Annotated in this window: 20 protein-coding genes; 11 read left to right on the top strand and 9 right to left on the bottom strand. The window is 69.9% G+C overall.

The window, feature by feature from the left end:
• The first annotated feature begins 25 nt into the window (after positions 1-25).
• The 3 genes from BM198_RS16720 to BM198_RS16710 all read left to right on the top strand — a co-directional run bounded on the left by BM198_RS16720 (position 26) and on the right by BM198_RS16710 (position 2,368).
• A complete protein-coding gene (locus BM198_RS16720) occupies positions 26-724 on the top strand; it encodes a hypothetical protein (RefSeq protein WP_074971421.1) in 699 nt (232 codons plus the stop codon).
• A 129-nt stretch (positions 725-853) separates the two neighbouring features.
• A complete protein-coding gene (locus tag BM198_RS16715) occupies positions 854-1,549 on the top strand; it encodes a hypothetical protein (RefSeq protein WP_074971420.1) in 696 nt (231 codons plus the stop codon).
• A 123-nt stretch (positions 1,550-1,672) separates the two neighbouring features.
• Entirely contained in the window at positions 1,673-2,368 is a 696-nt protein-coding gene (locus tag BM198_RS16710) for a hypothetical protein (RefSeq protein ID WP_074971419.1), read from the top strand.
• A gap of 19 nt (positions 2,369-2,387) precedes the next feature.
• Here BM198_RS16710 and egtB read toward each other — a convergent pair whose 3' ends face one another.
• The gene (gene egtB, locus BM198_RS16705; RefSeq protein ID WP_074971418.1) at positions 2,388-4,499 is read right to left on the bottom strand and encodes an ergothioneine biosynthesis protein EgtB; all 2,112 of its coding nucleotides are present in this window, start codon (positions 4,497-4,499) and stop codon (positions 2,388-2,390) included.
• A 437-nt stretch (positions 4,500-4,936) separates the two neighbouring features.
• Between egtB and BM198_RS16700 the strand changes: the two genes are divergently transcribed.
• A complete protein-coding gene (locus BM198_RS16700; protein WP_044403092.1) occupies positions 4,937-5,371 on the top strand; it encodes a hypothetical protein in 435 nt (144 codons plus the stop codon).
• A 31-nt stretch (positions 5,372-5,402) separates the two neighbouring features.
• Here the strand turns inward: BM198_RS16700 and BM198_RS16695 are convergent, their stop codons facing one another.
• The 7 genes from BM198_RS16695 to BM198_RS16665 form a co-directional block, all read right to left on the bottom strand.
• Complete coding sequence (locus tag BM198_RS16695) at positions 5,403-6,380, bottom strand: lysylphosphatidylglycerol synthase domain-containing protein (RefSeq protein WP_074971417.1); 978 nt, start codon at positions 6,378-6,380, stop codon at positions 5,403-5,405.
• Positions 6,377-7,585: a cardiolipin synthase ClsB gene (gene clsB / locus BM198_RS16690; RefSeq protein ID WP_074971416.1), complete on the bottom strand. Its 1,209-nt coding sequence runs from the start codon at positions 7,583-7,585 to the stop codon at positions 6,377-6,379. The genes BM198_RS16695 and clsB overlap by 4 nt, the downstream gene beginning before the upstream one ends.
• On the bottom strand, positions 7,582-8,370 hold the full coding sequence (locus tag BM198_RS16685) for an endonuclease/exonuclease/phosphatase family protein (RefSeq protein ID WP_074971415.1): 789 nt from the start codon (positions 8,368-8,370) through the stop codon (positions 7,582-7,584). Before BM198_RS16685 ends, clsB begins: the two co-directional genes overlap by 4 nt.
• Entirely contained in the window at positions 8,367-9,290 is a 924-nt protein-coding gene (locus tag BM198_RS16680) for a DUF72 domain-containing protein (protein WP_074971414.1), read from the bottom strand. Before BM198_RS16680 ends, BM198_RS16685 begins: the two co-directional genes overlap by 4 nt.
• Positions 9,291-9,302: 12 nt before the next feature.
• A complete protein-coding gene (locus tag BM198_RS16675; protein ID WP_074971413.1) occupies positions 9,303-10,583 on the bottom strand; it encodes a zinc-dependent alcohol dehydrogenase in 1,281 nt (426 codons plus the stop codon).
• A 110-nt stretch (positions 10,584-10,693) separates the two neighbouring features.
• A complete protein-coding gene (locus tag BM198_RS16670; RefSeq protein ID WP_074971412.1) occupies positions 10,694-11,302 on the bottom strand; it encodes a prepilin-type N-terminal cleavage/methylation domain-containing protein in 609 nt (202 codons plus the stop codon).
• Positions 11,302-11,739 (bottom strand): GspH/FimT family pseudopilin, encoded by a 438-nt coding sequence (locus tag BM198_RS16665; RefSeq protein WP_074971411.1) that lies wholly within the window; start codon positions 11,737-11,739, stop codon positions 11,302-11,304. Before BM198_RS16665 ends, BM198_RS16670 begins: the two co-directional genes overlap by 1 nt.
• 57 nt (positions 11,740-11,796) lie before the next feature.
• Between BM198_RS16665 and BM198_RS16660 the strand changes: the two genes are divergently transcribed.
• Positions 11,797-12,222, top strand: coding sequence for a type II secretion system protein N (locus BM198_RS16660; protein ID WP_074971410.1), 426 nt, complete (start codon positions 11,797-11,799; stop codon positions 12,220-12,222).
• 5 nt (positions 12,223-12,227) lie between these two features.
• Here BM198_RS16660 and gspI read toward each other — a convergent pair whose 3' ends face one another.
• Positions 12,228-12,620, bottom strand: a complete 393-nt coding sequence (gene gspI / locus BM198_RS16655) for a type II secretion system minor pseudopilin GspI (RefSeq protein WP_074971409.1) — start codon at positions 12,618-12,620, stop codon at positions 12,228-12,230.
• 245 nt (positions 12,621-12,865) lie between these two features.
• Here gspI and gspG point away from each other — a divergent pair, with 245 nt between their 5' ends.
• Genes gspG through gspE form a run of 6 tightly spaced genes read left to right on the top strand, consistent with a single transcriptional unit; the run spans position 12,866 to position 19,564 of the window.
• A complete protein-coding gene (gene gspG, locus BM198_RS16650) occupies positions 12,866-13,294 on the top strand; it encodes a type II secretion system major pseudopilin GspG (protein WP_074971408.1) in 429 nt (142 codons plus the stop codon).
• Between the two features lie 20 nt (positions 13,295-13,314).
• Positions 13,315-14,160 carry a type II secretion system minor pseudopilin GspK gene (gene gspK, locus BM198_RS16645; protein WP_074971407.1) on the top strand — a complete coding sequence of 282 codons (846 nt, stop codon included), beginning with the start codon at positions 13,315-13,317 and terminating at the stop codon, positions 14,158-14,160.
• On the top strand, positions 14,157-15,293 hold the full coding sequence (gene gspL, locus BM198_RS16640) for a type II secretion system protein GspL (RefSeq protein ID WP_074971406.1): 1,137 nt from the start codon (positions 14,157-14,159) through the stop codon (positions 15,291-15,293). The genes gspK and gspL overlap by 4 nt, the downstream gene beginning before the upstream one ends.
• Positions 15,283-15,813: a type II secretion system protein GspM gene (gspM, locus tag BM198_RS16635; RefSeq protein WP_074971405.1), complete on the top strand. Its 531-nt coding sequence runs from the start codon at positions 15,283-15,285 to the stop codon at positions 15,811-15,813. The genes gspL and gspM overlap by 11 nt, the downstream gene beginning before the upstream one ends.
• Complete coding sequence (gene gspD, locus BM198_RS16630) at positions 15,810-18,149, top strand: type II secretion system secretin GspD (protein ID WP_074971404.1); 2,340 nt, start codon at positions 15,810-15,812, stop codon at positions 18,147-18,149. Before gspM ends, gspD begins: the two co-directional genes overlap by 4 nt.
• On the top strand, positions 18,146-19,564 hold the full coding sequence (gene gspE, locus BM198_RS16625) for a type II secretion system ATPase GspE (RefSeq protein ID WP_074971403.1): 1,419 nt from the start codon (positions 18,146-18,148) through the stop codon (positions 19,562-19,564). The genes gspD and gspE overlap by 4 nt, the downstream gene beginning before the upstream one ends.

Below are 19,564 nucleotides of genomic sequence, written 5' to 3'. Positions count from 1 at the left end.
GGGATACACAACAAGAGATGTCGCCATGGAAATAAAAAGCAACCTGCCGCTCTGGACCTCCCGCACCGATGCGCGCCTCGCCGAGGTAGTCAAGGCCGCAGAGTCGACGCGTACAGTGGCCACACCACTGGAACGGCCGCAGGAGGACCTGGAAAGTTTTATCGAGGCGTGGACATATGACCGGCTGGGGAAATTGCCTTCAGGCCCGAACGTTGCCAGTGATTTCGAGATATTGATAACAGAGCAAGTAAAGCGCCCACCCAAGGAGAATGCCCGTCCGCTGGAGCAGATAAATGCAGAACTCAATGCGGCCCATGCGGGTTTTCAAGAACTCTACGGCAAGATGCTGCGGGAGCTGTCAGGACGGGAGCCGGTCATGCCTGACGGGATGGTGGGGATATCGGTGGATGGTCAGGGGAAGATCATTGTGCGTAACCACAATGGACTGCTTAGAGATGATGTGGCGCAACGCCTGTCGGCACGGATGAATGCTTCTGAGGAGTTGCTGCGGTACGCCAATCGATATGTGGAGCTGGCCATCGAGCGCGTTGAGTCAGACATGAACGTGAACTTTGATGGCTTGGGTCGTTACCACTTGGACAAGGAAAATTTCTCGAGTGTCGTAACGGCTATGGAGTTCAACAGCCTTCAAGGTCATCTGCTTTCATGGGGTGTTATCCGCTACGGGTATTGGACGGAGCCAAAGCTCTATAGGCCGGAGTGAGGGGCTTCCGGAAGCCCAGCCTTGTCGGCTGGGTCCTACTTATAAATGAGCAATCAAGTGGCGATGTACTCTCTCAGTTTTAGCCTGCTCTGGCCGAACTCCTTTTAGTACTTAAATGGAGAGAACGTCATGGAGATCAGCAGCCTGCCGCTCTGGACCACGCGCTCGGACACCCGCCTCGCTGAAGTCGCCAAGGCGGCAGAGTCGACGCGCACGGTGGCCACACCACTGGAACGGCCGCAGGAAGATCTGGACAGTTTTATCGAGGCGCGGACCTATGACCGGCTAGGGAAGTTGTCGTCGGGTCCGAGCGGAATCGGCGGCTACGAGGTCTGGGCCTTGGAGCAGGCGAAGCGTCCACCCAAGGAGGATGCTCGACCGCTGGAGCAGATCGAACTGGAACTCAACATGGCGCATGCAGGGTTTCAGGAGATCTACGGCAAGATGCTGCGTGAGCTATCGGGGCGAGAACCAGTCATGCGCGACGGAGTGGTCGGTATCTCTGTAGGTAGCGACGGCAAGATCATCGTGCGTAACAGTAGAGAGCTACTTAGTGACGATGTGGCACAAAAATTGTCGGCGCGAATGAATGCTTCCGCAGACTTACTAGGGTATGCCAATCGTTATGTAGAACTCGCTATTGAACTTGTCGAGTCGGATATGAATGTTGACCTTGATGGGTTCGGTCGCTACCACCTGGATAAAGACAATTTTTCCTATGTTGTTAGGGCTTTGGAATTTAATAGTCTTCAGTGTCATCTAGCTTCATGGGGTGTGGCGCGTTACGGGAATTGGACGGAGCGCAAGATTTACCCGCCGGAATAATGCCTTGTCGCCGATCTTGTAGTTGTTTTCCCTCGTTGAAATAGGAAGTTCGACGGCTACTTTGCATTCAGCCTCTTCTCCCTCCTGCCGACCTTGAAGGAATACCCAAAAGGAGAGGTCGCCATGGAAATAAAAAGCAATCTGCCGCTCTGGACCACCCGCTCGGACACCCGCCTCGCTGAAGTCGCCAAGGCGGCAGAGTCGACGCGCACGGTGGCTACACCCCAGGAGCGGCCACAGGAGGATTTGAACAGTCTTATCGAGGCTCGGACCTATGACCGACTGGGGCAATTGCCTTCAGGCCCGAACATCGCCAGCGATTTCGAGATCTGGATATCGGAGCAGGTGAAGCGCCTACCCAAGGAGAATGCCCGTCCGCTGGAGCAGATCGATGCAGAGCTCAATATGGCCCATGCAGGGTTTCAGGAGATCTACGGCAAGATGCTACGGGAGTTGTCCGGACGGGAGCCGGTCATGCGCGATGGGCTGGTCGGGATAACGGTAGGTAGCGACGGGAAAATCATCGTGAACAACCACAACGGGTTGTTAAGGGATGACGTGGCGCAACGCTTATCTGCTCGCATGAATGCTTCGTCCGAGTTACTGCAGTACGCCAACCGATACGTGGAGTTGGCCATTGAGCGCATCGAGTCAGACATGAACGTGAACTTTGATGGCTTGGGTCGTTATCACTTGGACAAGGAAAACTTCTCGAGTGTCGTAACAGCCATCGAGTACAACAGCCTTCATTTTCATCTTCTTTCCTGGGGTGTTGTGCGTTACGGCTATTGGACGGAGCCGACGCTCTATACGCCTTAGCAAGAGGCGTCCCGCTTCTTCACCCGCTCTCCAACACAAACATCCCCACCTGCGGCGCCGGGCTCAGCCAGTGGCGGTCGAGGCGCCAGCCGGATTGGGCGGCCATGTCGGCGATGCCCTCCAGGCTGTACTTGTGCGAGCACTCGGTGTGCAGTCGCTCGCCGGCGGCGCAGTGGAAGCGCTGCCCGGCGGCGTTCACCACCTGGTCCCGCTGGCTGACCAGGAACATCTCCATGCACTGCGCCTGCGGATTCCAGCGGGCCAGGTGCTGGAAGGCGTCGAGGTCGAAGGTGCCGCCCAGTTCGCGGTTGATGCGGGTCAGCAGGTTCTTGTTGAACTGGGCGGTGATGCCGTCCCCGTCGTCGTAGGCCGCCTCCAGGGTGGCCACGTCCTTCTGCATGTCCAGCCCGAGGATCAGCCGTGAGTCGCGGCCCAGGTAGCGGCGCACCGAGCGCAGGAAGCGCAGGGCCTCCGGCGGGCTGAAGTTGCCCAGGGTGGAGCCGGGGAAGAACGCCACGCGAGGGCGCGAGGCCACGGCGGCGGGCAGGTGGGGCAGGTGGCTGAAGTCGCCGACCTGGGGCAGGATCCGCAGACTCGGGTAGGCCGCCTCCAGCATGGCGGTGGCCTTGCGCAGGGCCGATTCCGAGATGTCGATGGGCAGGTAGACGCCCACTTGCGGGGCGGCGTCCAGCAGCAGGCGGGTCTTCAGGCTGGCACCGCTGCCGAACTCCACCAGGGCTGCACCCCGTGGGATGACGCTCGACAGCTCCCCGGCGATTGCTTCCAGCAGCGCCGTTTCCATGCGCGTCGGGTAGTACTCGCGGGTGCGGCAGATGGCTTCGAACAGCTCCGAGCCGGTGGCGTCGTAGAAGTACTTGGGCGGCAGGCTCTTGTCCGGGGCGCCCAGCCCGGCGCGTACGTCTTCGGCGAAGGAGGTGTCCGACCCGGCTTCCCGCTGTGCGCCGGCCGGATCGCGGGCCAGGCGCAGGCCGGCGAACATCCAGCGCTGGTGCGGGTAGAAGAAGTTGCGGTAGCTCACCCGGGCGTGACCGGCCGGGGTGATGCTGGCGCCGCCGCGCAGCACCATCTGGCTGACCATGAACTTGCCGTTGTATTCGCCCACCGCGCCTGCGGAGGGGCGGAAGCCGGGGTAGGGTGCATAGGCGCTCGCCGTCCATTGCCAGGCGCTGTCTTCCACCTGGCCCAGCACGCCGCTGCGGGCGGACACTTCCCATTCCGCTTCGCTGGGCAGCCGCGCCTCGGCCCACAGCGCATAGGCGCAGGCCTCGTAGTAGCTGATGTGGCGCACCGGCGCATCGGGCACCAGAGGGCGCAGGCCACCCAGGCCCAGCTCCTGCCAGCCATCGCCCTGGCGCTGCCAGTACAGCGGCGCCCGCCAGCCCTCGGCCTGGACCCGCGCCCAGCCATCGGCCAGCCAGAGGTCGGGGCGCTGGTAGCCGCCGTCGTCGATGAAGGCCTGCCAGTCGCCGTTGGTCACCAGGCGATCACAGATCTGGAAGGGCTGCAGGTAGGTGGTGTGCCGTGGGCCCTCGTTGTCGAACGCGAAGCCGTCGCCATCGTGCCCCAGCTCCACCAGTCCGCCCGGCAGCGAGACGAAGCGCCCGGGCCGGTCGCCCTCCGGCTCCTGCCAGCGCGGATCGTAGGCCGGCGACAGCGGCGAGCGGCTGAACAGGTGCAGCACGTCCATCAGCAGCAGTTCCTGGTGCTGCTCCTCGTGGGCCAGACCCAGCTCCAGCAGGGCCAGGTCGGGCTCGGTGAGGTCCGGGATGAGCCGCTCCATGTGCGCATCCACGTGGGCCCGGTAGGCCAGCACCTCATGCAGGGGCGGCCGGGTCAGCAGGCCGCGCTCGGGGCGGGGCTGCCGGGGGCCGACCGCCTCGTAGTAGGAGTTGAAGAGGTAGGCGAAGGCCGGGTCGAACACCCGGTAACCCGTCAGGCGCGGTAGCAGAAAGGTTTCGAAGAACCAGCTGGTATGGCCCAGGTGCCACTTGCTTGGGCTGGCGTCCGGCATGGACTGCACCACCATGTCCTCTTCGCCAAGGGGTGCCACCAGGTTTTCGCTCTGGCGGCGGACGTGCCGGTAGCGCTTGAGGTACGGGGTGCTGTTCATCGCGGTTCTCTCAGTGCTGTGGGCAGGACTGTTGGATGCGCGGCGGGGCCGTAAGGGGTGTGAGTCCGGTGCTGCGGAGGAAGTTCGGGCTCGATGCGCCAGCGGCTGGCTGGATTTCTGATAAATCAGGTTATTAATTCATTGTAAATAATTGAAAAATAACGATTTAAATCTCAAGAAATGCAGTAAATCAGCCTGTATGCCTCGATCAGCTCTCCCTATTCCGAGTGTTTCGCTGGGTTATGGTGATTCCATGTGATGTTTTACATTACTAAAGAATCATAAGCGACTGATATATAACGATATTTATCTTGATTGAAGAATGAGTGAGGCCAGTGCCTGCCCCACCACCGACGTTCCCGCTGGCCGTTCCTCGCTCAACCTGAATCTTGCCGCCGGGCCCCGGTCCACCTAGAGGACAACCGGAGGAAATCACCATGAAATCGAACAAGCCGAGCGCCCGCATCCACGAGATCGACGACATCGAGGACCGCATGGGATCGATGGAGCAGCTGGACTTCAGCGAGCGCAAGGATGAACGCCAGGGCCGGGTCGGCGACCTGCGATCCGAAGAGGAGTTGGAGCGGGAGTTCCCGGACGAACGCGTGCGCGAGGCCGGCATGACCGGCGGCGAGACCCTGGGGCAGAGCCTGCATGAGGACGGCGTCTCCGATGACGACCTGAGCCCCGAGACGCTGATCGACGAGAACGGCGAGCGCCTGGGCCGGGGCACCACCGGCAGCCTGCCGGCAGACAAGGAGCTGAGCGTGGTGGGCGCTGACGAGATCGGAGCCGGAGACGGTCTGGACGAAGCCGAAGAGGGCCGCGCCTACCCCCTGGACGGCAAGCCCTGGGACGGCGAGGCGCGCTGAAGGGGCCACGCGGCGGGCTACGGCCCGCCGCTCAGCCTTTCGCCTGGGCCGGCTCGCCCTTGTCCTCGCGCCAGTCCACGCGGCGCAGCCGGCGTGCCCGGCGCTCCAGCACCAGGTAGACCACACAGGCCACCGCCAGCGGCAGCAGGAAGTAAATGGCCCGGTAGCCGATCAGCGCTGCCAGCAGGGTGCCCTTGGCGAACTGGTGCTGCATCAGCGCGATGAACACCGCCTCCAACACCCCCAGTCCGGCGGGGATATGGGTGACCACGCCAGCGATGCTGCTGATCAGCAGGATGCCGAGCACCGTCGGGTAGAACGCCTGGGGCGGCAGCAGCACGTAGATCAGCAGCGCCATCAGCGCCCAGTTCAGCATCCCCAGGCCGACCTGCACCAAAGCCATGCGCAGGCTCGGCAACGTCAGCTCCTGCTGGCGGATGCGCCAGGTGCGGCGCCTGGCGAAGCGGCAGGCGGCCAGGTAGCCGAGGGACAGCGCCACCAGCACGACGCCGATCACCTGCAGGCCGGTCTCGCCGATCTTCCAGTTCTCCGGCAGTTCCACCAGGCGCAGGGCGAACACGCAGCCGGCCAGCAGCATGTAGCCCAGCCAGTTGGTCATCAGGCTCAGGCTCAGCACCTGGGTGATGGTCGGCACGTCGAGCCCCAGGCGCGAATAGAGCCGGTAGCGCATGGCGATGCCGCCCACCCACGAACTCAGGTTGAGGTTGAAGGCGTAGCAGACGAAGGTCACCGGGAAGGTCTGCCACGCCGGCAGCTTGTGGTCCGTGTAGTGGCGGCCCACCAGGTCGAAGCAGCAATAAGTGGCGTAGCTCGCCACGCACGCGACCAGGCCCAGGGCCAGGGTCCCGGCGCTGTAGGCGGAGAGGGCGCGGACGACCTCGCCCCAGTCCATGTTCTTCACCAGCAGGAACAGCAGCACCGGCACCAGGCAGAAGAAGAACACCGTCAGCGCCCGCTTGCCCCAGGTGAACCAGCGTTGGCGATTCATCGGGCCTGCTCCTGTTCCAGCACCGCGTCCTTGGGCTCCACCGGTGTCACCGGCTCGACCCGCGGCGAATGCGCCGGCAGCAGCCCGGCGAGGGCGGGGAAGTGCCGCAGGAAGTGGAAGCACAGGAAGATCAGCGGCGCGCGCCACCAGTGGCCCCGGGTGATGCGCTGCAAGGTCACCGCCTTGCAGTGCTGCTGGGCCAACTGGGTGAGGTGGTCGTGCAACTGGCGGTTGAACGCCGCATCGCGGATCACCACGTTCGCCTCCAGGTTCAGCGACAGGCTCAGCGGGTCGAGGTTGCTGGAGCCCACCGTCGCCCACTCGCTGTCCACCAGCGCCACCTTGCCGTGCAGCGGGCGGCGGCAGTATTCGTGGATCACTACGCCGTCGCGCAGCAGGTAGTTGTAGAGCAGCCGCGAGCACAGGCGGACGATGGGCATGTCCGGCATGCCCTGCATGATCAGCGTCACCTTCACCCCCCGGCGCGCAGCGTTGCGCAGCTCGCGCAGCAGGCGATAGCCGGGGAAGAAATAGGCATTGGCCACCACCAGGCGCTGGCGGGCGCTGCGCAGCGCCTCCAGGTACTGCTCCTCGATGTCGTTGCGGTGGGCCGCGTTGTCCCGCAGCACCAGGCGCAGGCGCGAGCTCCCCACCTGGCGCGGCGTTGGCGGCGGCACGGGGCTGGGCGGCTCCGGCGCATGGGCCAGCAGGTCGCGGCAGGCCCGGTGCAGGTCGGCGACGATGGGGCCACGCAGGGCCACCGCGTAGTCCTGCTTGGCCATCTCGCCGTAGTCGGCCAGGTGGTCGGCGCCGAAATTGATGCCGCCGATGAAGCCCAGCTCGCCGTCCACCACCACCAGCTTGCGGTGCAGCCGGCGGAACAGGTTGGTGCGCAGGCCCAAGCGCCGGGGCTGCGGGTCGAACATGCGCAGGTTCACCCCGGCGGCCGCCAGCTCGGCCACGTAGCGCTCGCCGAGGTCGGCGGTGCCGTAGCCGTCCACCGTGGCCTCCACCCGCACGCCCCGGGCCGCGGCGGCCAGCAGGGCCTCCTTGAGGCGCTGGCCGACCTTGTCCTCGAAGATGATGAAGGTCTCCAGCAAGACCTCGTGGCGGGCCTGTTCGACGGCCTCGAACACGCGGGGGAAGAAGGCCTCGCCATTAATCAGCAACTCCACCTGGTTGCCGTCGCGCCATGGATAACTCACAGGTGCACCTCCACCAGCAGCGGAGCGTGATCGGACAGGTGCGACCACGGCCGCTGCCGCAAGACTTGGGGGGAATGGGCGCTGGCGTTGCGCAGGTACACGCGGTCCAGCGGCAACAGCGGCCAGCGCGCGGGAAAGCTGCGCGCCGGCGCGCCATGGGCCTCGACGAAGGCCTCGCGCAGGCCACAGGCGGCCAGCACCGGGTCGGCGCGCTGGCGCCAGTCGTTGAAATCGCCGGCCACGATCACCGGCGCCTCCGAAGGCAGGCCCGCCACCCGATCGCGGAGCAGGGCCAGCTGCTGCTGGCGATGGGCCTCGCGCAGCCCGAGGTGCACGCAGATGGCGTGCACCTCGTCGTGCCCGGGCACCTGCAGCACCGAATGCAGCAGGCCGCGCTCCTCGTTGCCGGCGATGGACACGTCGAGGTTCTCGTGGCGCAGGATCGGGAACTTGGAGAGCAGCGCGTTGCCGTGGTCACCGTCCGGGTAGACCGCGTTGCGGCCATAGGCATAGGCGCCCCACATGCTGTCGGCGAGGAACTCGTATTGCGGCGTGGGTGGCCAGTCCTGGTAACGCCGGGAGTGGCGGCGGTGGGTGCCGAGCACTTCCTGCAGGAACACCAGGTCCGCCCCCAGGGTGCGCACCGCATCGCGCAGCTCCGGGAGGATGAAGCGCCGGTTCAGCGCGGTGAAGCCCTTGTGGGTGTTCACCGTGATGATCCGCAGGCGCCGCACCGCCTCGGCGCCGTCGAGCCCGGGCAACGGGCGACCGGGGGCCAGGCTCATGGCAGCACCCCCTCGGCCGGCGGCTGGCCCGGGCGCACCGCCAGATCCCGGTCCAGCCCCAGGCGTTCCAGCAGGCGGCGGGCGTCGTAGGGCGCGCGCACCTTCAGGTCGTTGTCGAAGTAGCAATAGACGTCCCGGGAGCCGCCCTCGGCGAGCTGGTCGGGCTCGGCCAGGCGCGCATCGGGCACCTGCCGGCCCCGCTGCCAGGCCTCGATGCGCCGTTGCCAGGCCTCCAGGGCCTCCTCGCTGTAGCCGCTGGCGTAGAGCGCCTTGTCACCGTGCAGGCGCAGGTAGACGAAGTCGGTGGTCAGGTCCTCCAGCAGCGGCCACTTGCCGGCGGTGTCCGCCACCACCAGCGCCACCCCGTGGCGGCGCAGCAGCTCGATGAAGGCAGGGCTGCGGAAGCTCTCGTGGCGGATCTCCACCGCATGGCGCAGGCGGGTGCCCGGCGCCAGGTCCAGGTAGCCCTCGCGGTGCATGCGCGGCTCGCACTGTCGGGCCAGCGCCAGGGCCTGCTCGCCGTCGTGGGGCAACTGCGCCAGGAAGGCCTCGAAGCGCTCGGCATCGAAGCGGAAGCTGGGCGGGAACTGCCAGAGCAGGGCGCCCAGCCGGGGCCCCAGGCGCAACAGGCCCGAGGCCATGAAGTTGGCCAGCGGTGCCTCGATGTCGCGCAACCGCCGCACATGGGTGATGAAGCGCGGTGCCTTGACGCTGAAGACGAAGCCCTCCGGCGTCTGGGCGGCCCAGTCCGCATAGCGCTCCGGGGTCTGCAGGGCGTAGAAGCTGCCGTTGATCTCGATGCTGCCGACGGCGCGGGCGGCGAAGGCCAGCTCGCGCTTTTGCGCCAGCCCCTCGGGGTAGAAGTCGCCCCGCCAGGGGGCATAGCGCCAGCCGGATATGCCGATGCGTACGCAAGCCATGGGCGTCCCCCGTCAGCGCTGGCGGTCGTCGGCGGCCCGCTGCAGGGCGCCGGCCACCTGTTCGGCGTCCTTCACCTGCTCCTCGCCGGCAGGGCCGGCCGAGCCGTGGCGCTGGGGATGCAGCTCCACCTTGATCCAGCCGGCCTCGCGCCGGTCGAAGGCCTTGAACGCCTCGATGGCATCGCCCATGGGCTTGACCTGGGTGAGGATGCGCGCCGGGTCGATGCGCTTGGCCAGCACCAGTTCGATCAGCCGGGGGATGTACTTGCGGTGGTGGCAGTTGCCCATGTTCAGGGTGAGGTTCTTGTTCATCGCCAGGCCGATGGGGAAGTGCCGCGCCTGGGGCGGGTAGACGCCGATGATGGACAGCGTGCCGGCCTTGGCCAGGCCCTCCACGGCCCATTGCAGGGCCTGGCTGGGGGCGTCGCCGGGGTGCCAGTTGGCGCCGTCCGGGTGGGTGCGCGGGGTCAGCTCGGCCATTTCCTGGCGCTGCGCACTGCCGCTGGCGCACCCGTGCTCGGCGTCCACGCCCACGGCGTCGATGGCGCGGTCCACGCCGATGCCGTCGGTGAGCCGGCGCAGCACCTGCACCGGGTCTTCCCGGTCGAAGTCGATCACCTCGGCGCCTTGCTGGCGGGCCATGCGCAGGCGGTCGGGCCGGTGGTCCACGGCGAACACCCGCGCCGCGCCGAAGAGGAACGCGCTGGCGATGGCGAACTGGCCCACCGGCCCGCAGCCGAACACCGCCACGGTGTCGCCGGGGGTGATCTCGGCCATCTCGGCGCCGAAGTAGCCGGTGGGGAAGATGTCGGACAGCAGGATGGCCTGGTCGTCGCTGATCTCGCTGGGCAGGCGCACCAGGCCGATGTTGGCGTGGGGGATGCGTGCCTTCTCCGCCTGCAGCCCGTGGAACGGGCCGGTGGCGGCGGGGCCGCCGTAGAAGGCGGTGCCGGCCTCCTTGCCGTTGGGGTTGGCGACGTCGCACTGGGCGTAGTAGCCGGCCCGGCAGTAGCTGCAGTTGCCGCAGGCGATGGTGGAGGGCACCACCACCCGGTCGCCCACCTGCAGGTTGCGCACGTCGTCCCCCAGGGCCTCGACGATGCCGACGCCCTCGTGGCCGAGGATGGTGCCCTTGACCATGCCGCTGACGCTGCCGCGCACGAAATGCAGGTCGGTGCCGCAGATGGCCGAGGCCGTGAGGCGGATGATGGCGTCGGTCGGGGCCTGCAAGGTGGGTTCGGGCACATCCTCCAGGCGGATGTCGCCCACGTCATGGAAAACCACGGCCTTCATGCTGGCTGCTCCTGTCTGGCTCCGGGACCGGCCGGGGTCGTGCCCGGCCACCTGATGAGTCCGACTGGGGCAGGGCGGTGGGGTTCAGGTTTTCTGCCCGGGCGGGCGGCTCAGTCCAGCGGGCCGAACACCTGGCGGTAGCGCTCGCGCCCCTGGGGCGTTTTGCGGCTGAAGCGCAGTTCCAGGCCCCGGGGATTGCGCACCGGCGTACCGGCCAGGGCGTGCCAGCCGCTGCCCTCGGCCCAGGTGCGCAGCTGGAAGTCGCCGATGCCTTCCAGCACCGTCACCGCGCGCCCCAGGGGCGGCAGCGGGTAGCGTTGTGCCGGGGCGGAGGTGGCGCGCCGCAGCACGCCGCCTTCCACCCACCAGCGCACCCGTTGCAGGGCGCCGGGCTGGCCGGGGGCGCGGCGCACCAGCTCCAGGCGGGTGGGCAGCTGGCCGCCGCCGCGCACCTGCACCGCCGCCAGGTGCTCGGCGGGGGGCGGCGGGTCGTCGGCCCGGCGCGGGGGTTCCAGCTCCACCCCGGCGCGCTGGTCCAGGTCCCGCTGCAGCTGGTTCAGTGCCCGCAGCAGGGCGTCGTCCCGCTCCGTGGCCAGGCGCAGGTGCTCGTCGGCGCGGCTGACGCTGTCCAGGCCGCGCCAGGCGATCAGCGCCACCACCGCCATCAGCAGGATCGCCACCATCACCTCGATCAGGGTGAAACCCCGCTGGCGCGCCATCACTCCAGCTCCAGGCGGCCGTCGGCGCCGCGCACCAGGGCGACCCGGTTCAGCCCGTCGGAGAGTTCCACCCGTGCCGGGCTGCCCAGCCATTCGGCGTCCAGCAGCAGCCGGGTCGGGGTCGCCTGCACCCGCGCGCCGGCCAGTTGCCAGGAGCGCGGGCGCAGCGTGGCATCGCCGTCCAGGGCACTGCCGGCCGACGCACCCAGGCGGCGGAAGCGGTAGCCGCGCTCGTCCGCTTCCCAGGCGATCACCTCGCCGCTGCTGCGGGCCTCGTCCTGGGCCACCTGCAGCAACAGCACCAGGCGCCGCGCCTCGTCCCGCAGCAGGCGCGCCGGGTCGGGGCGGATGCTCAACCCCACGGCGGCGCTGGCAATACCGATCACCACCAGCACCACCATCAGCTCCACCAGGGTGAAACCCCGAGCCCGTGACACAAAACCGTGAAGATCGCCTGCTAGGGTCGGCTGCCTGACCTCAGGGAGGACCGCCCCATGCACTGGACCCGCCGACCCGACCCCGCCGCCCTGGTGCAGGGCGCCGCCATCCTCGCCACCCTGGCGGGGCTGGCCACCTGGTACCTGCTGCTGAGCGACCCGCCGCCCCTGGAGGCCCGCGCCAGCAGCACCACGGCCGTGCAGGTGGCGGTGCCGGAACAGCCGGCCCGCTGGTTCGCCCGGCGCAGCGACAGCATCACCCTGAAGGTGACCGGGCTGTTCGCCGGCCCGCGCGGGCGGGTGGCGATCCTCGCCGTGGACGGCAGCAGCCCGCAGCCGTTCCTGGTCGGCGAGCCGCTGGCCGAGGGGGTGTGGCTGGAGGCCATCGAGCCCGATGCCGTGGTCATCCGCCGGGGCGAGCGCCGCGAGCGCCTGGCCATTCCGCGCCTGGCCCAGGGGCCGGAGCTGCCGGACCTGCGCTGAGCGCCTCATGGGCGCACCGCCCCGGCGTCCTGCGCCGGCAGGCGGGCGTTCAGGCGGACCAAGGGCGGCCCGTCGGCGTCCCGGGGGTGGACCTCCAGGCGCAGGCTGAACAGCTCGCCGTCCCGCGTCACCTCGCGCACGCACGCCAGGCGCAGCCGGCCCTGGTCGCAGTCGCGCACTTCGCGGCCGCCGCGCAGGCGGCCCTGCAACTGCGCCTCGGCCAGTTCACTGCGGGCCGCCAGCAGCGCCAGCGAACGGTCCCGCAGCAGGCCGCTGCCCTGGGTCGCCACCCCGGCGGCGCGCACCGCAGCCGACATGGCCACGGCGACGATGGCCAGGGCCACCAGCACTTCCACCAGGGTGAAGCCGGCCGCGTGGCGGCGGTGGAATCGGGTCATCGCGCGTTCTCCAGGCTGTGTCCGCGACCCTAGCCGGGGCAGCTGACGAAACGGCGACCAATGCTCAGGAGGAGGCCGCCCCCGGGCGCCAGGCACAGCCTCGGGAGCCGCATCCCAGGGCCGCCGGGGCCGCCAAGCTCCCGAGGATTTTCAATCGGTCTGACATATCCGCTTGGAACAATCCGCTGCATCTGATCGGGCGAGAGCCCGCCGACCGGCAAGGACTGCAGCGAGGAGTAACGGATATGGATGGCGTGCGCCTGGCCTCCCAGCGAGGCTTCACCCTCATCGAGATCATGGTGGTGGTGGTGATCCTCGGGATCCTTGCCGCGATGGTGGTGCCCAAGGTGCTCGACCGGCCGGACCAGGCCCGCGCCACTGCCGCCCGCCAGGACATCGCCGGGCTGATGCAGGCCCTCAAGCTCTACCGCCTCGACCAGGGCCGCTACCCCAGCCAGGCCCAGGGCCTCAAGGTGCTGGTGGAAAAGCCTGCCGACGCCGCCACGAGCAATTGGCGCGCCTACCTCGAACGCCTGCCCAACGACCCCTGGGGCCGGCCCTACCAGTACCTCAACCCGGGCGCCAACGGCGAAGTGGACGTGTTCTCCCTGGGCGCCGACGGCCAGCCCGAAGGCGAGGGCGTGAACGCCGACATCGGCTCCTGGCAGCTCTGAATGTGGACCGGCAACGGGGCATGGCGGTGATCAGCGCGCTGCTGGTGGCGGCGCTGGTGGCGGTGATCGCCGCCGGCCTGCTGGCCCGCCAGGCACGGCTGGTGCGCCTGGCGGAAGGTGAGGGCGAGCGCCAGGCGGCCCAGTGGGTGGCCCGCAGCGCCACGGCCTTCGGCCTGCAGCGCCTGCGCCAGGCCTGGCAGCAGGACCCGGCCACGCGCCTGGACCAGGGCTGGGCCCGTGGCTGGCAGCTGCCGGTGACCGACAGCGCCGCCTTCGACGGGCGCCTGCTGGACGAGCAGGGCCTGTTCAACCTCGCCAGCCTGGTGCACGAGGGCCAGCTCGACCCGCTGGAGCAGGCCGCCTTCCGGCGCCTGGGGGCCAGCCTCGGCGTCGCCCCGGCGACCCTCGCCGCCCTGGAACAGCGCCTGCTGGCCGCCTACGGCGAGGCCCGCCTGCCGCGCCCGCGCAGCCTGGAGGACCTGGCCAGCGCGCCGGGGGTGGAGCCCCGTGCCCTGGCGCGGCTGGCGCCCTTCGTCACCGTGCTGCCGCTGCCCGGCTGGGTGAACGGCAACACCGCGCCGGCCGAAGTGATCGCCGCGCGGGTGCCCGGCCTCGGCCTGGAGCGGGCCCGCGCCCTGGTGGCCGAGCGCGACCGGGGCCAGGGCTTCATCAACAGCGGCGACTTGCTCAATCGCCTGCGCCTGCCACAGCTGGACACCGAGCAGGTGCGCCTGGGCATCACCAGCGAATGGTTCCGCCTGCAGGGCCAGGTTCGCGTCGGCAGCCGCCAGTGGCCGCTGGAGGCCTTGCTGTTCCGCCCCGAGGACGGCGCGGCGCGGGTGGTCTGGTCGCGGGTGGGCGCATGAAGCGCCGCCTGCGCCTGGCCCTGCCGCCCCTGCGCCTGCTGGAGCCCGGCAGCGTGCTGGAGGGCCTCTGGCTGGAAGCACGCGGGCAGGCCTTGCCCTGCTCGGTAGCGCTCCCGGCGCTGGCCGCCACGTTGCGCGGCGCGCCCCTGGAACTGCGCCTGCACCCCGAGGACAGCCTGCTGGCGCGGGTGGCGCTGCCACCCTTGCCGGCCCCGCGCCTGGCCGCCGCTGCCGCCTGTGCCCTGGACGGCCTGGCCCTGGAAGGGCGCGATGCCCTGCACCTGGCCCATGGCCCGCGCGAGGTCGACGGGCAGGTGCAACTGGCCTGGCTGGCACGCCCGGCCCTGGCACGGCTGCAACGCCTGCTGGCGGGGGTTCGCTTCCGCCTGGTGCCGGCACCGTTCTTCCTGCCGTTGCCGCCGCCCGGCCAGGTCAGCGCCCAGTGCCTGGACGGCCACCTGGTGGCGCGCAGCGGGCCGGACCACGGCTGGGTACACCCGCTGCCGGCGCTGGCCCTGGCCGAGCAGCCCGACCCCACCCGCTGGCACTGGCTGGGGCCAGGCGGCCCCGAGGGTGTCGCCGCGCTGCCCGTCGAAGCCGCCTGGCAAGGGCCGGCCGGCACCCTCGACCTGGCGGCCGGTGCCGCCCCGCGCCACGCCGGCACGGCGCGCTGGGGGCGGGCCCTGGGTTGCTGCGCCCTGGCGGCGCTGGTCTGGACCCTGGGCCTGAACCTCTACGCGGCGCAGCTCGCCGAGCAGGGCCAGACCCTGCGCCGGCAGATGAACGAGCGCGTGCGCCAGGCCTTCCCGCAGCTGCCGGTGGTGCTCAACCCGCTGCAGCAGGCCCGCCAGCAGCGCGACGCCCGCCTGGCCGGGCAGGCGCCGGGGGCGGACGGCTTCGACAGCCTGCTGCGCCAGGCCGGCCTGGCCCTGGCGCTGCCGGCCGGCAGCCTGGAGGGGCTGGACTACGCCGATGGCGCCCTGCACCTGATCCGCCTGGCGCGCAGCGCCAGCCCCTTGCCGGCCGACTGGCAGGCGACCCTGGCCCCCGCCGGCCTGGAGGGCGAGGCCGTGGCCGATGGCTGGACCCTGCGCCGTGCACCGGCCCCGGAGGCCCGCCGCGATGAACCGTGAAGCCCTGCAGCAGCGCTTCGACGAGGCGAACCAGGCCTGGCAGCGGCTGGCTCCCCGCGAGCGCCGCGTGCTGCGCGTGGCGGCCCTGGTGCTGCCGCCGTTGCTGCTGTGGTTCGCCCTGGTGGACCCGGCGTTGCAGCGCATCGATCACTGGCAGGCGGAGCTGCCACGCCTGCGGGCCCAGGCGCAGACCCTGGAAACCGTGCTGGCGGAGGCGGGCGTGGGTCAGGCGCTGCCCCCCGGGGAGGCCGACGCCCGCCTGCGCGAGACCCTGGAGCGGGCCGGGCTGACGGAACACGTGCGCCTCGGCGGCGAGCCGGGGCGTTGGCAGGTGCAACTGGACGGCGCCCCGGCGCCGGCCCTGATGGAGTGGCTGCTGGGCGGCTTGCCCAGCGTGCCGGTGCGGGTGCGCGAAGTCAGCCTGCGGCGGGATGGCGAACGCGATGGAGAGGCGGCGGAAGGCCGGCTCACGGGTGTCATCGAATTGGACAGGGCGCCAGGCACAGGGGAAGAATCATGACAAAACGTAATGGGCGCAGCTGGCAGGGCCCGGCGCTGCTCGGCCTGGTGGCGGCCCTGGCCGCCTGCAGCCAGGGCGGCGCACAGGTGCCGCCGGTGCTGCCGGCCCCGAGCGAACTGGGGCGCCCGCTGGTGGCGCCGGGACCGGCGGTGGACACCCTGGCCGAGCGCCAGCGGCGCCAGGCCCAGCTGGAACAGCAGCAACGCGAGGCACGGGCGCGCCAGGCCCACGCACCAGGGCCGTCGGCGCCGCGCCCGGCAGCGGGCAGCGGGGCGTCCGGCCTGGGGGAGCAGCCGGTGCAGCTGAACTTCGTCGAGGCGGACATCCCGGCGGTGTTGCGGGCGCTGTCCCGCGCCACCGGCCGGCAGTTTCTCGCCGATCCCCGGGTCAAGGGCCAGCTGACCCTGGTCTCGGAAGGGCCGGTGCCGGCGCGGACCGCCTACGGGATGCTGCTGGCGGCGCTGCGTATGCAGGGCTACTCGGTGGTGGAGGCGGGCGAGGTCAGCCAGGTGGTGCCCGAGGCGGACGCCAAGCTGCTGGGCGGGCCGGTGGGCGACGGCGACCGCGCGGCGGGCAACGGCATGATCACCCGCACCTACCGCCTGCAGTACGAGAACGCGGTGAACCTGATCCCGGTGCTGCGGCCCATCGTCTCGCCGAACAACCCGATCAACGCCTACCCCGGCAACAACACCGTGGTGGTCACCGACTACGCGGAGAACCTCGACCGGGTGGCGGCGATCATCGCCAACATCGACGTGCCGGGCTCGGTGGACACCGACGTGGTGCCGGTGCGCAACGGCATCGCCACCGACATCGCCGCGATGCTCGGCGAACTGATGGACACCCCCGGCGGCGATGCCGGGCAGAAGGTCTGGGCGGTGGGCGACCCGCGCTCCAACAGTGTCATCCTGCGCACCGGCAGCCCGGAGCGCACGGCCCTGGCGCGGCAGCTGATCGACCGCCTGGACAGCGCCCAGGGCAACCCCAGCAACCTCCACGTGGTGTACCTGCGCAACGCCCAGGCCAACAAGCTGGCCCAGGCCCTGCGCGGGCTGCTCACCGGTGAGGCGGAGGCCGGCGGCGGGCAGGGCGACGGCACCCGCGAGCGGCTCAACGGCGGCGAACTGGGCGGCCAGGGCCAGGCCGGCAGCACCCGGCAGACCACCGGCACGGGCTCCCCGTCCCGCAGCGGCAGCCAGGCGGCAACCGCCACCACCCCGACCGCCAGCGGCCAGGCCCATGGGGTGGAAGCGCCGGTGGCGTTTTCCGCCGGGGGCGCCACGGTGCAGGCCGACACCACCACCAACACCCTGCTGATCTCCGCGCCCGAGCCGCTTTACCGAAGCCTGCGGGAGGTGATCGACCTGCTGGACCAGCGCCGCGCCCAGGTGGTGATCGAGAGCCTGATCGTCGAGGTCAGCGAGGACGACGCCAGCGAGTTCGGCATCCAGTGGCAGGCCGGCGACCTCGCCAACGGCTGGTTCGGCGGCGCCAGGCTGGGCGGCTCCGGCCTCACCACCACCGCGCGCAACAGTCTGGACGTGCTGCCCGGCGGGCTGAACATCGGCAAGGCCTCCGGCGGGGTGGACATCCCCGGTGTCGGCCGGGTGCTGGACCTCAAGGTGCTGGCCCGGGCGCTGAAGGCCAAGGGCGGCACCAACGTGCTGTCGACGCCGAATCTGCTGACCCTGGACAACGAGGTGGCGAGCATCTTCGTCGGCCAGACCATCCCCTTCGTCACCGGCAACTACGTCACCAACGGCGGTGGCAACAGCAACAACCCGTTCCAGACCATCGAGCGCGAGGAGGTGGGGCTGCGGCTGAACGTGCGCCCGCAGATCTCCGAGGGCGGCACGGTGAAGCTGGACATCTACCAGGAGGTCAGCAGCGTGGACGAGCGCGCCACCAGCGACGCCGGCACGGTGACCCAGAAGCGCGCCATCGACACCAGCATCCTCCTCGACGACGGCCAGATCATGGTGCTCGGCGGCCTGCTGCAGGACGGCTATACCGAAACCAGTAACGCCATCCCCGGGCTCTCGGCGCTGCCGGGCGTGGGGGCGCTGTTCCGCAGTGACCGGCGCACCCGCAGCAAGACCAACCTGATGGTGTTCCTGCGGCCCTACATCGTCCGCGATGCCGCCACCGGCCAGGGCATCACCCTCAACCGCTACGACTACATCCGCCGCGCCCAGGGTGCGCTGCAACCGGTGCGGCGCTGGTCCCTCGACGACATGCAGGCGCCGCAGCTGCCACCGGCCGCCCAGGCCATGCCACCGGCACAGCCCAGGCCGATGCGTGCCGTGCCGCTGGCCCCGGGGGAGCAGCCGTGAGCGGCCTGCCCTATGCCTGGGCGCGGGCCCAGCGGGTGCTGCTGGAGGGCGGCACGGACGAGCCGGTGCTGCTGATCAGCGAGGCCACCCCCGGCTGGGCCATCGGCGAGGCGCTGCGGCGGTTCGCCGGGGCGCGGCTGCAGCCGGTCAGCGATGCCGAGCTGGAACAGGCCCTGGCACGGGCCTACGCCGACACCGGCAGTGCGGCGGCGGTGGTGGGCGCGGTGGAGAGCGAGGTGGACCTGGACCGCCTGCTGCAGGACATCCCCGAGGTGACCGACCTGCTGGAGGCGGAAGACGGTGCGCCGGTGATCCGCATGATCAACGCGCTGCTGACCCAGGCCGCGCGGGACGGCGCCAGCGACATCCACATCGAGCCCTTCGAGAGCCACGCCGTGGTGCGCTACCGGGTGGACGGCACCCTGCGCGACGTGGTGGCGCCGCGCAAGGCGCTGCACCCGGCGCTGGTGTCGCGGATCAAGATCATGGCGCAGCTGGACATCGCCGAGAAACGCCTGCCCCAGGACGGCCGCATCGCCCTGCGGGTGGCTGGCCGGCCCATCGACGTGCGCGTCTCCACGGTGCCCACCGGCCACGGCGAGCGGGTGGTGATGCGCCTGCTGGACAAGCAGGCCGGGCGCCTCAGCCTGGAGCGCCTGGGCATGGCGCCGGGGCTGCTGGCGCGGCTGGACGGGCTGATCCGCCAGCCCCACGGCATCGTGCTGGTCACCGGGCCCACCGGCTCGGGCAAGACCACCACGCTGTACGCCGCCCTGGCCCGGCTGGATGCCAGCGTGCACAACATCCTCACCGTGGAGGACCCGGTGGAGTACGACCTGCCGGGGATCGGCCAGGTCCAGGTCAACGCACGCATCGACATGACCTTCGCCCTGGCCCTGCGGGCGCTGCTGCGGCAGGACCCGGACATCATCATGATCGGCGAGATCCGCGACCTGGAGACGGCGCAGATCGCCGTGCAGGCGTCTCTCACCGGGCACCTGGTGCTGGCCACGCTGCACACCAATGACGCGGTTTCCGCCGTGACCCGCCTGGTGGACATGGGCGTGGAACCCTTCCTGCTGGCCTCCAGCCTGCTGGGGGTGCTGGCCCAGCGCCTGGTGCGGCGGCTCTGCCCGCAGTGCAAGGCGCCCGACCCGCTGCAACCCGGCGGCTGGCGCGCGGTGGGCTGCCCGGCCTGCAACCACACCGGCTACAGCGGGCGCACCGGCATCCACGAGCTGTTCGTGATGGACGACGGCGCGCGGGCGCTGGTCCACGAGGGCGCCGCCGAGCAGGTGCTGCGCCAGGCCGCGCGGGCAGCGGGGATGGCCAGCATGCGCGACGACGGCGAGCGCTGGGTGGTCGACGGCACCACCACGCGGGAGGAGATCCTGCGCGTGACCCGGGACACCTGA

It is taken from the genome of Metapseudomonas otitidis, assembly GCF_900111835.1.
Taxonomy (GTDB): Bacteria; Pseudomonadota; Gammaproteobacteria; order Pseudomonadales; family Pseudomonadaceae; genus Metapseudomonas; species Metapseudomonas otitidis.
This window is presented reverse-complemented; position numbering and strand designations above follow the sequence as displayed.

What these genes read in the sequence shown, in the direction of transcription:
- BM198_RS16720 (WP_074971421.1), top strand. Translation starts at nt 26, where the DNA reads ATGGAAATAAAAAGCAACCTGCCGCTCTGGACCTCCCGCACCGATGCG.
- BM198_RS16715 (WP_074971420.1), top strand. Translation starts at nt 854, where the DNA reads ATGGAGATCAGCAGCCTGCCGCTCTGGACCACGCGCTCGGACACCCGC.
- BM198_RS16710 (WP_074971419.1), top strand. Translation starts at nt 1,673, where the DNA reads ATGGAAATAAAAAGCAATCTGCCGCTCTGGACCACCCGCTCGGACACC.
- egtB (WP_074971418.1), bottom strand. Translation starts at nt 4,499, where the DNA reads ATGAACAGCACCCCGTACCTCAAGCGCTACCGGCACGTCCGCCGCCAG.
- BM198_RS16700 (WP_044403092.1), top strand. Translation starts at nt 4,937, where the DNA reads ATGAAATCGAACAAGCCGAGCGCCCGCATCCACGAGATCGACGACATC.
- BM198_RS16695 (WP_074971417.1), bottom strand. Translation starts at nt 6,380, where the DNA reads ATGAATCGCCAACGCTGGTTCACCTGGGGCAAGCGGGCGCTGACGGTG.
- BM198_RS16685 (WP_074971415.1), bottom strand. Translation starts at nt 8,370, where the DNA reads ATGAGCCTGGCCCCCGGTCGCCCGTTGCCCGGGCTCGACGGCGCCGAG.
- BM198_RS16680 (WP_074971414.1), bottom strand. Translation starts at nt 9,290, where the DNA reads ATGGCTTGCGTACGCATCGGCATATCCGGCTGGCGCTATGCCCCCTGG.
- BM198_RS16675 (WP_074971413.1), bottom strand. Translation starts at nt 10,583, where the DNA reads ATGAAGGCCGTGGTTTTCCATGACGTGGGCGACATCCGCCTGGAGGAT.
- BM198_RS16670 (WP_074971412.1), bottom strand. Translation starts at nt 11,302, where the DNA reads ATGGCGCGCCAGCGGGGTTTCACCCTGATCGAGGTGATGGTGGCGATC.
- BM198_RS16660 (WP_074971410.1), top strand. Translation starts at nt 11,797, where the DNA reads ATGCACTGGACCCGCCGACCCGACCCCGCCGCCCTGGTGCAGGGCGCC.
- gspI (WP_074971409.1), bottom strand. Translation starts at nt 12,620, where the DNA reads ATGACCCGATTCCACCGCCGCCACGCGGCCGGCTTCACCCTGGTGGAA.
- gspG (WP_074971408.1), top strand. Translation starts at nt 12,866, where the DNA reads ATGGATGGCGTGCGCCTGGCCTCCCAGCGAGGCTTCACCCTCATCGAG.
- gspK (WP_074971407.1), top strand. Translation starts at nt 13,315, where the DNA reads ATGGCGGTGATCAGCGCGCTGCTGGTGGCGGCGCTGGTGGCGGTGATC.
- gspL (WP_074971406.1), top strand. Translation starts at nt 14,157, where the DNA reads ATGAAGCGCCGCCTGCGCCTGGCCCTGCCGCCCCTGCGCCTGCTGGAG.
- gspM (WP_074971405.1), top strand. Translation starts at nt 15,283, where the DNA reads ATGAACCGTGAAGCCCTGCAGCAGCGCTTCGACGAGGCGAACCAGGCC.
- gspD (WP_074971404.1), top strand. Translation starts at nt 15,810, where the DNA reads ATGACAAAACGTAATGGGCGCAGCTGGCAGGGCCCGGCGCTGCTCGGC.